Here is a 12,028-nt window from a genome sequence, read left to right as displayed (position 1 = left end):
AGGCAGACGCCTGGAATTACAAAAAGGAGAATGAAGATGAAAACGAAATGGATCGCAGGACTTATGACTTCCGTGCTGGCAGTTTCCATGCTTGCCGGATGTGGCAGCTCTTCGGATACAGGGGAGAAAAGTAAAACGGAATCAGCCGGAAATGAACAGAAGGACGGGGAGGAACCTTATACGGTGACCATGATGTTCATAGGAAATACCCAGGATGATGAACAGAAAGTGGAGGAGGCCATCAACAAGCTGACGGTGAAGGACCTCAATATGAAGCTGGATATTATGCTGGTACCCTGGGCAAATGCCAATGAGCAGCAGCGCCTGATGCTGTCAGGAGGGGAGAAGCTGGACCTGATGGTGGGACAATCATATCAGGCAGCTAATTTTGTTTCCACCCAGGCGGTGTATGATCTGAGTGAAATGATAGACAAGTATGGCACTAATATCAAGGAAAATATGGGTGACAATGCAAAAGTAGCCAATATTAATGGATTTGTCTACGGAATTCCAAATGTCTGTGATTGGTACCGTCAGGCATCCATCATGGTGAGAAAGGACTGGCTGGAGGAAACCGGATTCAAAGAAGAGGATATCAAAAGTGTTGATGACCTGGAAGGGATTTACGAGGTGGTAGCCAAAAATCACCCGGAAGCCGCTATGCTGGCTATGGGTAAAGGACAGAAATTTGATTCAGAATGGTATCAGTGTGATCCATTAGGGGACGGCTACGGGGTACTGCTTAATTACGGGGAGAAACCGGTGGTGGAAAACTGGTATGCCAGTGACGCTTACAAAGCCTTCCTGGACCGCCAGTACCGCTGGGCACAAAAAGGATGGATAGGAAAAGATGCGGCAACGACCACAGATTCTATTGAAGTACAGATGAGCAACGGCAAGGCGTTCAGCCTGGTTTCCACCTACCAGCCCGCCATTGCCAATGAGGCTTCTGTTGCCTATAAGACAGAGATGGCAGTGGTTCCGCTGTATGATGCTTTCACAACCAGCAGCTTTACCGCAGGATTCTACTGGGCAGTGGCGCGCAACTCCGAGCAGCCGGAAAAAGCGTTCCGGATGCTGGATTACATTTACGGAAATCCGGAAGTGGCTAACCTTCTGAACTGGGGTATTGAAGGGGAGCATTACAAACTCACAGAGGACAAACATGTGACATTCCCTGACGGAATGGATAAAAACAGTGATCCTTACAACGCTTATTTTGGATTCATGCTCCCCAATCAATATATATCTGATGTGTGGGAAGGGCTTCCCCTGGATGTGGGAGAGCAGGTCACCAAACTGAACGAAGAGGCAAAGAAGTCCTGTGCTTACGGATTCACCTATGACGGAACCGCCCTGGCTAATGAACTTGCTGCTTTGGACAATGTGAAGGGTCAGTATATAGATGCTTTGAATACCGGTTCTGTTAACCCGGATGAGGTTCTTCCACAGTTTCTGGCAGATTTAAAGGCTGCGGGACTTGACAAAGTCATGGAAGCCAAACAGCAGCAGTTGGACGACTGGCTGGCAAAACAGTAGGCCTAAAAGCAGCAGTCACCTGGAAACCTAATACTGAGGCGCCGCAGAAAAAGGCGGCGCCTCTTTGAACTACAGGAGGAAATTCTTATGTCGAATACTGCTGTCTGTCACCATCGGACGGGAAAAGGCCGTTTCAAAAAATGGAAACGCTGGATTCCCCTTTATCTGATGATGCTGCCCGGACTTGCATATTTGTTTATTAATAATTACATACCTATGGCGGGATTGATCGCCGCGTTTAAAAATGTGAATTTTGCGGACGGAATCTGGAACAGTGAGTGGGCAGACCCACTGCTGAAAAATTTTGAATATCTGTTTGTGACAAAAGACGCATGGATCATCACCCGCAATACTATTTTATATAACCTGGCTTTTATTGTCATCAACACAGCTGCGGGAATTTTTATCGCAATCCTTATCTGCGATATTGCATCCCGCAAATTAAAGCGGCTGTACCAAAGTTCTATATTACTGCCGTTTTTAATGTCATATGTTATTGTTTCTTACATTGTGTTCGCTATTTTATCCAATGAGAATGGCCTTCTGAATAAAAGCCTGCTGCCTGCCCTTGGTATGGAACCTGTGCAGTGGTATGCCTCTGCGCAGTATTGGCCCTTTATTCTGATCCTGGTAAATTTTTGGAAAGGTATGGGCTATAACTGTCTCATTTATATAGCTTCCATTAACGGGATAGACCCCTCTCTCTATGAGGCCGCCAAGCTGGACGGGGCAGGGCGCTGGCAGCAGATCAGGAATGTAACACTTCCGGGAATCAAAAGCAGTGTCATTACCCTGACCATGCTGAATATCGGACGGATCTTTTATTCTGATTTCAGCCTGTTTTACCAGGTACCGCAGAATTCCGGACTGATATATTCCACCACGAATACACTGGATACCTATGTTTACCGCGCGCTTCTGAACTCAGGTAATATCCCCATGGCGGCAGCCGCAGGATTCTATCAGTCTTTGATCGGCTTTGCAGTTGTGCTGGCGGCAAACCTGATAGTCAGGAAGATCAGCCGAGAAGACGCGCTATTTTAAGAGGAGGAAGGAACAGATGCATATCAGCAAAAACGAAAGAGTTTATCAGATATTGGCTAATATTTTTTTGATTTTACTAGTAATTGTGATCATACTGCCTTTCCTCCTGTTATTCCTATCATCCATAACAAAGGAAGGGACCTTGGTACGGGACGGGTACACTCTGTTTCCAAAGGAACTGAGCCTGGAGGCGTACAGGTATATTTTTGTTAACAGTAATAAAATTTTCAGGGCTTATGCCATAACGATAGGCGTGACCATAGTGGGAACTGCGCTGCATGTGTTTTTATCATCCATGCTGGCTTATCCCCTGTCTCTGAAAAAACTGCCGGGGCGTAGCTTTTTTTCCTTTTTTGTTTTTTTTACCATGCTGTTTAACGGAGGTCTGGTGCCCACTTATATGATGTATACCGGCACCTTTCACATCAAAAATACGATTATTGCTATGATCGTCCCCGGATTTTTGATGAGCGCTGTGAATGTACTGCTGATTCGGACTTATTTTTCCAATAATATCCCGGAAGCTCTTTTTGAAGCCGCAGAGGTGGATGGAGCAGGGCATTTTACAGTATTTACAAGAATTGTGCTTCCCCTGGGAAAGCCCATTTTGGTGACGGTTGGGTTGTTTGCAGGCCTTGGGTACTGGAACGACTGGACAAATGGCCTTTATTATATATCCGATCCGGATCTGTGGGGAATACAGAATTTGTTAAATAAAATGATCAGCGACATTCAGTTTCTGCAGAGCGGCAACTCCACAATTACCACAGCCATGTCTATGGGCCCCCTGCCAAGCACCAGTGTCAGAATGGCTATTGCGTTTATTGCCATGGTGCCTATTTTAATCTTGTATCCGTTTCTGCAGAAATACTTCGCAAAGGGAATTGCAATGGGAGCTGTAAAGGGGTGAGTGCGCCCGGAAAAGGGAGGAATAGAAAGGAGAGCATCAGATGAAAAAAATATGTTTGATCCCAAAGCCTCAGGTATATATACAGGAGGCAGGTTATTTTACCGGCAGGGCGGCAGTGCAAAGGGAAAGCCTGCCGGGGGAACTGCTGGCACCGCTTGCTTCTGTCTGGCCGGAGATAGTAGGCACAGAAGGGAATATAAAGTTTACAGAAAAGAGGGAAATGCAGAAAGAAGAGTATGTTATGGAAATTGCGGAGGAGGGAATGGAGATTTCTTATGGTTCACCTGCCGGAGCCTTTTATGCCATGATGACTCTGCGCCAGATTGTGCTTTCCTGCAAGGGAAAAATAGAGTGCTGCCGTATAGAGGATCATCCCGGACTTTCTGACCGGGCTGTGATGATAGATATTTCCCGGGGTAAAGTACCTTCTGTGGAGGGTTTGAAAGCAAGCATCGATTTATTCGCAAGTCTGAAGATAAACCAGCTTCAGCTCTATGTGGAGGGCTTTTCTTTTGCTTATCCTTCTTTTCAAAAGCTTTGGGAAAAAAGGGCAAAAGATTATCTGACGCCGGCGGAAATAAAGGAACTGGACGCCTATTGCGCGGAGCGCTTCATAGAACTGGTTCCCAATCAGAACTGTCTGGGACATATGACCGCCTGGCTGGAGACGGAAGATTTTGGGCGGCTGGCGGAGAATCCGGGAGGGCTTCAGATTAAAGGAACCGTACTTCCGCCTACTACTATGGACCCCTCGAACCCGGAATCCCTGGAGCTGATCGAGCGAATGCTGGATGATTTGTTACCCTGTTACTGCTCACATATGTTCAATGCGGATTTAGATGAGACATTTGACCTGGGATATGGAAAAAACAAAGAAAGAGCAGAAAAAGAAGGTGTTGTAAGTATATACCTTGACTATGTAAAACGGCTCTGTGAAAAAGTCCGTGAGCGCGGGCATAAGATGATGATGTGGGGGGATGTTCTCAGCAAGGAGGAGGATGCTGCCGGAAAATTGCCAAAAGATATAATCGTTCTTGACTGGGGATATGAGACGGAGCATCCGGTGCGTAAAAGAGCTGAAAGACTTTGCGACGCAGGTCTTGAATTTTATCTTTGTCCAGGTACAAACAGTTGGTGCAGTTTTACCGGAATCACCGACAATATGATGAAATGCATCGAGAATGCAGTGTCTGCTGCCTATGATTATAACGCCAGGGGACTGATGATCACAGACTGGGGAGATTTCGGACATCTCCAGTATTCCCTGTTTTCCCTGCCCGGATTTCTGTATGGGGCTGCAGGGGCCTGGAACAGGGAGCTTGTAAAAGAGGAGGAACTTGCGGAAGCACTGAGTCGGTATGTGTTCATGGATGAGACAGGTACTTTCGGGCAGATATGTCTGGATGCAGGTCGTTACAACAGGAGAGAAGAGTTCTTATTCCCGTGCCGGACCCTGGCATTTATGACACTCCAGACCGGTTGTGTCAGCCGGGAGCAGTTTGATATTTCTATTAAAAATATGGTGGATTCCATGCGCTTTTTTGTGGAACCATGTGTGTATCTTCCCTGTGAGGAGGCGTACGCAGGGCGCAGGGAGATGGAGGAGAGAGCTATTCTGGAATACTTGGATTCTCTGACAGAACAGGCGGAGAAGTCACTCCCCGCATGTCGTGATGGTGAACTCTTAAAAGAGGAGATGAAAAACGGACTTGCCATGGCACGGGCCGCCACTCGTACCAGAGCATTTTGTTATGGACTAGAACGCGGCACCGGACTGGAGGCGGAGATTGAGGCGCTATGCAAAAAGCACAGAGAATTGTGGCCAAAGAGAAATAAAACCGACGGTCTTGAGGACAGCCTGCGGGGATTTACGTCTCTTCTTGCGCAGATAAAAGAAAAAACAGAGACAACGGAGTCATAAAAATATGAAAACAGAAAAATTGAAAAGTCTTTTGGACAGCATGACGCTGCAGGAAAAGATTGACCAGATGCTTCAGCTCACAGGGGCCTTTTATCAGGATGCAGACAGTGTTCTGACGGGACCGGATGAGCAGCTGGGGATTACCGGGGAAGATGTGAGTATGGCTGGCTCCATATTGGGAACCTGCGGAGCGGAGAAGCTGATGAAAATACAAAAAAATTATATGGAAAAACATCCGCACCACATTCCGCTGCTGTTTATGATGGATATTATACATGGCATGAAGACCATATTTCCCATACCACTGGGGCAGGCAGCATCCTTTGAGCCGGAACTTGCAAAAAGATGTGCAGCGGCAGCGGCAAAAGAGGCGGCAGTAGCGGGTCTTCATGTGACATTTGCACCAATGGTGGATTTAGTCCGGGATGCCAGGTGGGGGCGGGTCATGGAATCTACCGGGGAGGATCCATGGCTCAACAGCCTTTTTGCAAAGGCTATGGTGGAAGGATTTCAGGGGGATGATTTAAGCAGGCCGTATAAGGTGGCAGCCTGTGTGAAACATTTCGCAGCCTACGGGGCGGTCCAGGCGGGAAGAGAATATCACACGGTGGAGCTGTCTGAACACACACTCCGTGAGTACTATCTTCCGGCTTATCAGGCCGGAATTGATGCGGGAGCTGCAATGGTCATGACATCATTTAATACCATTAATGGTATTCCGGCCAGTACAAACAGATGGCTGATGCGGGATGTTTTGAGGGAAGAGATGGGATTTGACGGGGTGCTGATTTCAGACTTTTCCGCTATTTTAGAGACGATTGCGCACGGAAATTCCAAGGACTGCCGGGAGGCAGCGGTGAAAGCAGTCCAAGCCGGTGTTGATATTGATATGATGACGAATGTCTATACCGCCAATTTGAGGGAGCTGTCAGAGGAAGGTATGGTAGAGAAAGCCCGGATCGACCAATCTGTCATGCGGATTTTAGAACTTAAAAATAAACTGGGACTATTTGAAAATCCTTACAAAGATGCAGATGCCAAGAAGGAAAAGGAGATACTTTTGTGTGAGGAACACCGGGCGCTTGCAAGAGAGGCTGCTGTAAAGTCCTTTGTTCTCCTTGAAAATGATGGTATTCTGCCTGTGAATACGGAAAAAAGTACTGCGTTCATCGGACCATATACAGACAGCAGACAGATAAAAAGCAGTTGGGCTTTTACCGGGGATGATAAAGACTGTGTGAGTATAGAAGCGGCTGCCCGGGAGGTTTTTGACCGCAGCCGTACGGAATACAGAAAAGGTTCTCCTGTGCTGGGAACTGATAGTAAAGGGAGTGAGAAGAGACTAACTGGATTTACGGGGGATGAATTTGGAATGCTGACCCGGGAAGAAGAAGAGGAAATGCGAAAGGAAGCTGTGGAGGCAGCAAAAAAAGCTGAGACAGTCATTATGCCTTTGGGAGAACACTATCTTCAGAGCGGTGAGGCTGCCAGCCGTGCACAGATATCAATCCCTGAGGTGCAGATGGAGCTTTTCCGCGCAGTGTATGAGGTGAATAAAAATATTATTGTGATCCTGTTCTGCGGCCGCCCTCTGGATATCAGGGAAATCACTGAGAAGGCCAGAGCCGTGCTTGTGGTGTGGCGTCCCGGAACGGAGGGGGGAAATGCCGTAGTGGATGTACTGACCGGAAAAGAAAACCCTTCGGGCAGGCTGCCTATGAGTTTTCCATACTGCGTGGGCCAGGTGCCTGTCCATTACAATGAGTTCTCTACAGGAAGGCCGAATCAGAAAGGGGTGCAGGAACGTTTCCGCTCTAAATATCTTGATATTCCAAATGAACCTCTTTATCCTTTTGGCTATGGCCTCGGATATACCAGGTTTTCTCTGTCACAGATAAGACTGGATAAACGGAAGTTGAAGGCAGGGGAAACTATCCAGGCAAGTGTAAATCTGAAGAACGTGGGGACGTGCAAAGGGACGGAGACTGTTCAGTTTTATATCAGAGATGTGGCAGCCAGCGTTGTGCGTCCGGTAAAAGAACTGAAGGGATTTGAAAAAGTGACCTTGGAACCGGGAGAAGAGAGGACGGTCAGATTCTCAATAGAGGAGCCAATGCTCAGATTCCATACAGAGAACCACCAATTTGTCAGTGAGGCCGGAGAATTCCTGGTTTTTGTAGGGACGGACAGCAGGACAGAAAATCAGGCAGGTTTTATACTCTGCTGAGAGGGGAGCCAGATAGGTGCGGAAGAAACCTGTTACAGAAGAATGTAAACTTAAAAATAATAAATAGTTGACAATTAAAGACGGATTGTTTATACTTCTCCTATGTGAAGAAAAAAGTATTTCTTAACGGAGGAAAAGTATATGGAAACAGCAATGCCCAATAAAAACAAAAAAATAAGCATCAGACAGATGACCATGATCGCGCTTATGACAGCGGTGACCTGCATCTTAGGTCCTCTTGCCATACCGCTGCCGTTTAGTCCCGTGCCGATCAGTTTTACCAACCTGGCAGTTTATTTCAGTCTCTTTGTGCTTGGAGCCAATTCGGCAACGGTCAGTTATCTGGTTTATCTGCTCATCGGAATGGTGGGACTACCGGTATTCTCTGGTTTTACCGGAGGTTTTGCGAAAATGGCAGGACCTACAGGGGGATATCTGGTCGGTTTTATTTTCATGGCATGGATCGCCGGATTTTTTGTGGACAGATTTCAGGGAAAAAGAGTGCTGCAGGCAGCGGGAATGATACTGGGAACTGTGGTAGCATACATATTCGGGACCGCATGGTTGTGCGTGCAGTCGAATCTGACATTTGGTGCGGGTCTGGCTGCGGGCGTGATTCCTTATATACCGGGTGATCTCATTAAGATCGTGGCAGCATTGGCTGTGGGGCCGGCACTTCGGCAGGCTGTGAGACGAGCAGCATAAGTCCAAGACCCCACAGCAAGTTCACGGGGCATCAATCTTGTAACGCGGCAGAGCTGCGGGGCATTTGACCCTCGCGGCAGTCGCCAAATATCCATGCAAGCATGGCTGCTTGGCTCGTTGCTCGCGGGAATAAAAAGATCAGGATTTAAAAGACAGTGTGATACAGGCACTGTCTTTTTTTTATGCGGTGCGCAGAAAATACATGGATTTTCTTAAATAACTGTAAAAAACACATGAAAAATATAAGGGGAATTTTCTGAATATGCGTTATAATAGACAATAATATTATGGGCGGAGGGAGAAAATGTATAAGGTATTGATAGTCGAGGACATGGACCTGACAAGAGAAGACTTAATTAGCCTGATTGACTGGGAGCGATACGGTTTTGAACTGCTTCCCGACGCAAGGAACGGGAAAATAGGGTTGGAATACGCCAAACGGTATCGCCCGGACATTGTAATAACAGATATCAAAATGCCTGTCATGACAGGCCTTGACCTTGTGGAACAGATGAAAAAAGAAAATATAGAGGCGGAAGTCATACTTCTGACCGCTTATGAAGAATTTGAACTTGCCAAAAGAGCACTTCAGATGGGTGTCAGAACGTTTGTACTCAAATATGAGATTGATGAGGAAGTGCTTCTGCGAGAACTGAACGGCTGTATTGAAGCATTGAAAACAAAGGAAAATATGCGAAAAGTCCGAATGAAACAGTATTTGGAAACAATTCTGGCGGGCAAAAATGAGATAAGCAAAAGCGATGAGAGCATATTAGAGTGGATAGGAAAAAGTGTCTTGATCCTATTGGAACAAATCGGAAAGCCTCTCATGTACCCCGACGAGGAGGGGATAAGGGAACTGATCGAAACGGAGATACCCGGTTCAAAGCTCCGGGTGATGAAGAATGCAGGAGGCGGGATCCTGATATTTTACAGGGTGCACTCTTTCGTCTCAGAGATGCACCTGGATAGCCAGATAAAGGAATTTGTGACAAAGGTGCAAAGCCTGTTTTCTTCACATATGGGGTTGTCAATGGCAGCATCCGTAGGCGGTATGATAAGAAAAAATAAGGATATACTGCCCGCAAAAGAGGAAGCAGAAAAAATCATGAAAGGCCGTGTCTTTCACAAAGGGATCTGTATTTTGGATCAGGTGCCAAAGGATGAAAAAGCAGAATTTCCGGTGGAAATAAAAGAGGTAATGAAACTTATCGAAGAAAATCTTGAGAAGGATTCCTATAAAAATCTTTCAAATTCTCTTGAAAATACCCTGTGCCGGAGTGTGATCAGAACCGGTAATCTCTATATTTGGCGCAAGGTATCCGAAAAGCTGCTCTATTTCATTATGCACCGGTGTGCAGTGATGGAACAGCCGGAAATAGAAGAGCGGCTGGATAAATTCAAAAGAGAATTTCAGAAAATGGATATCTATAGCTTTATAAAAGAATATGAGGGGATCATTGGAATGCTGGAGACCAGTGCGGATCATAAATACTCCGGAAAGGTCCGTTATATCAAAGCTTTCATCGAGCAGCATTACAGCCGCGATATCAGTCTGGGTGATGTGGCGGATGATTTGGGTATGAATGCCATATATCTGTCCCAGCTCTTTAAAAGAGAGACAGGTTCTACCTTTTCCGCTTATCTGACCAGGGTGAGGATTAACCATGCGATCCGTCTGCTGAGAACAGGAGAGTACAAGATTTACGAAGTCAGTGAAATGGTGGGGTATCAGACTGTCCAGTATTTCAGCAAAGTATTTAAAAAAGAAACCGGAAAAAATCCTAAGGATTATTAAAGGACGCGCGCAATGCAAAGGATTATTAAAGGAACGCGCGCAATACAAAGGGGAAAAGGTTATGTTTTATCAAAAAAAGTCTAAAATATACAAAAGGCTTCTGCTCATGGTGCTGAGCGCCATTATGATCTGTGTGGTTCTGTGCAGCGGTGCGGTATATCTGTATCTGAAGCCATTGATCGAAACTTCACTGGTTGAGAAAAACAGGTCTATGATATTAAAAATGGCGGAACAGGTATCTAATTCACTGGAAGAGATCAGTTTGTACGCAAGCAATATCACATTTGACGAGACCGTTCAGAAAGCCTTTGATGAGAAAACACACCGCCGGGAAGGCAGTTATGAATACTATTCCGTTATACAGACACTGGAGAAAAAATTAAAGGAATACCAGATCTTAAGAGACAATATCATTCTGGATATCTTTGCTGTGGACAGTGACGGTATTGTAATGGAGACCAGATACCAGTACGAACAGCTCATGAAGGAGGACTTGTATGAAAGGCTGCAGACAGACCATATAAGCGGTGAATTTCTGGTGCCGCATATGGTGAATTATTACAGGTCCTACGGTGAAAAAAATACAATTGCCTATGTAAATGATATTTTTGATAAGTCACAGATCGGGGTGAAGAGAGGTAAATTGTTCATCCTGGCGGATGTGGAAAAGATCATTTCACCCCTTGTATTTGACGAAGATGAAATCGGAATGGAGCTTCATGACCAAAGCGGCAGAGTGATCTACAGCAATGTAGATTCCGGCTTGGAAGGGGTACTTTCAGAGAAAGAATATTATAAAGACAACATAGGAAGACACGGATGGTACATCTGCTACCAGGTGGCAAAAGGGGACATTTCAGGCACCATGCGGCAGATGAATAATATTGTTATCAGCATTATAGTCATCAGTCTTCTGGTCATGCTGAGCCTGGTGGCAGGTCTGGTGCAGAGGATCATCACGCCTCTTGACACCCTTGTGAGAGGGATGCAGAGCGTAGCCGGAGGCAGCCGTGAGGAGCGGATCGAGATCCATACAGGGGATGAATGTGAGCAGGCTGCCAATGTTTTTAATTCTATGGTGAAAAGTATCAATGAACACACAGAAAAACTGCTGTTAAGTGAGAAAAAGCAATATGACTCTCAGCTTAAAATGCTGTCCTATCAGTTAAACCCACATTTTATCTATAACACACTGAATGCCGTGATCTGCCTTGCCAGAAAACAGGATTATCAGGAGATCATCCGCCTGACCCGTTCATTTATCCTGCTTCTCCGTTCCCTGCTCCTCACAGACTTGCAAGCCATGGCATCAGTTGAGGAGGAGAAGGAATATATCTGCCGCTATGTGGAGGTACTGCAGATTTGTTATAAAAATATTCCCAATATCAAGTGGGAGATTGACGAAACCTTGCTGTCCAGGCAGATCCCGCGGATGATTCTCTATCCCCTGGTGGAAAACAGTATTTTTCACGGTATCATTCCAAGCAATACCTCGTCACTGCTCAGAATCGTGATCGCCCAAAAGGACGACCGGATAAACATAACCGTTGAGGATGACGGGGTAGGATGTACGGAGGAGGAGAGGGAAAGCATCAGACTTCGTCTGGAAAGCGAGCGCACCGGGGGGCACATCGGCATGTTTAATGTAAATGGAAGACTGAAGCTGATTTATGAGGAAGTGCAGCCCTTGAAAATGGAGATGCGCCCGGGAGGCGGAACTATTATTTCCTTTGCGTTCAGTAAACCAAGAGAAGAAAGAGATGTGTGATGATATATGTATAAAATTACAAAAAATATATAAAAAATGACAAAAAAGCAGATGATTTACAGTGTAAAAGTAATAGAAACTAAGAAAATAAGTGTAAAAAGTATAAAAAATCCAAG

The 12,028-nt window shown here is 45.9% G+C and carries 8 protein-coding genes; all 8 read left to right on the top strand.

The window, feature by feature from the left end; translation table 11 throughout:
• Window positions 1-36 precede the first annotated feature (36 nt).
• The 8 genes from C6P39_RS01970 (at window position 37) to C6P39_RS01935 (ending at window position 11,912) form a co-directional block, all read left to right on the top strand.
• Window positions 37-1,539 carry an ABC transporter substrate-binding protein gene (locus C6P39_RS01970; protein ID WP_158661428.1) on the top strand — a complete coding sequence of 501 codons (1,503 nt, stop codon included), beginning with the start codon at window positions 37-39 and terminating at the stop codon, window positions 1,537-1,539.
• A gap of 87 nt (window positions 1,540-1,626) precedes the next feature.
• The gene (locus C6P39_RS01965) at window positions 1,627-2,583 is read left to right on the top strand and encodes an ABC transporter permease (protein WP_104802601.1); all 957 of its coding nucleotides are present in this window, start codon (window positions 1,627-1,629) and stop codon (window positions 2,581-2,583) included.
• A 16-nt stretch (window positions 2,584-2,599) separates the two neighbouring features.
• A complete protein-coding gene (locus C6P39_RS01960; RefSeq protein ID WP_104802600.1) occupies window positions 2,600-3,493 on the top strand; it encodes a carbohydrate ABC transporter permease in 894 nt (297 codons plus the stop codon).
• Between the two features lie 40 nt (window positions 3,494-3,533).
• Window positions 3,534-5,414, top strand: coding sequence for a family 20 glycosylhydrolase (locus C6P39_RS01955; protein WP_104802599.1), 1,881 nt, complete (start codon window positions 3,534-3,536; stop codon window positions 5,412-5,414).
• 4 nt (window positions 5,415-5,418) lie between these two features.
• Window positions 5,419-7,641 carry a beta-glucosidase BglX gene (gene bglX / locus C6P39_RS01950; RefSeq protein ID WP_104802598.1) on the top strand — a complete coding sequence of 741 codons (2,223 nt, stop codon included), beginning with the start codon at window positions 5,419-5,421 and terminating at the stop codon, window positions 7,639-7,641.
• A gap of 141 nt (window positions 7,642-7,782) precedes the next feature.
• Window positions 7,783-8,346, top strand: a complete 564-nt coding sequence (locus C6P39_RS01945; RefSeq protein WP_095173650.1) for a biotin transporter BioY — start codon at window positions 7,783-7,785, stop codon at window positions 8,344-8,346.
• A gap of 304 nt (window positions 8,347-8,650) precedes the next feature.
• Window positions 8,651-10,144 carry a response regulator transcription factor gene (locus C6P39_RS01940; protein WP_104802597.1) on the top strand — a complete coding sequence of 498 codons (1,494 nt, stop codon included), beginning with the start codon at window positions 8,651-8,653 and terminating at the stop codon, window positions 10,142-10,144.
• Window positions 10,145-10,205: 61 nt separating this feature from the next.
• Window positions 10,206-11,912 carry a sensor histidine kinase gene (locus C6P39_RS01935; RefSeq protein ID WP_104802596.1) on the top strand — a complete coding sequence of 569 codons (1,707 nt, stop codon included), beginning with the start codon at window positions 10,206-10,208 and terminating at the stop codon, window positions 11,910-11,912.
• Window positions 11,913-12,028: the final 116 nt, after the last annotated feature.

The organism is Blautia marasmi, assembly GCF_900258535.1.
Lineage (GTDB): Bacteria > Bacillota > Clostridia > Lachnospirales > Lachnospiraceae > Blautia > Blautia hominis.
The sequence above is the reverse complement of the archived record's forward strand: the minus strand, read 5'-3'. Positions and strand labels throughout refer to the sequence as shown.

Excerpts from the sequence above, each read along its gene's own strand:
- C6P39_RS01970 (WP_158661428.1), top strand. The coding sequence starts at position 37 with ATGAAAACGAAATGGATCGCAGGACTTATGACTTCCGTGCTGGCAGTT.
- C6P39_RS01965 (WP_104802601.1), top strand. The coding sequence starts at position 1,627 with ATGTCGAATACTGCTGTCTGTCACCATCGGACGGGAAAAGGCCGTTTC.
- C6P39_RS01960 (WP_104802600.1), top strand. The coding sequence starts at position 2,600 with ATGCATATCAGCAAAAACGAAAGAGTTTATCAGATATTGGCTAATATT.
- C6P39_RS01955 (WP_104802599.1), top strand. The coding sequence starts at position 3,534 with ATGAAAAAAATATGTTTGATCCCAAAGCCTCAGGTATATATACAGGAG.
- bglX (WP_104802598.1), top strand. The coding sequence starts at position 5,419 with ATGAAAACAGAAAAATTGAAAAGTCTTTTGGACAGCATGACGCTGCAG.
- C6P39_RS01945 (WP_095173650.1), top strand. The coding sequence starts at position 7,783 with ATGGAAACAGCAATGCCCAATAAAAACAAAAAAATAAGCATCAGACAG.
- C6P39_RS01940 (WP_104802597.1), top strand. The coding sequence starts at position 8,651 with ATGTATAAGGTATTGATAGTCGAGGACATGGACCTGACAAGAGAAGAC.
- C6P39_RS01935 (WP_104802596.1), top strand. The coding sequence starts at position 10,206 with ATGTTTTATCAAAAAAAGTCTAAAATATACAAAAGGCTTCTGCTCATG.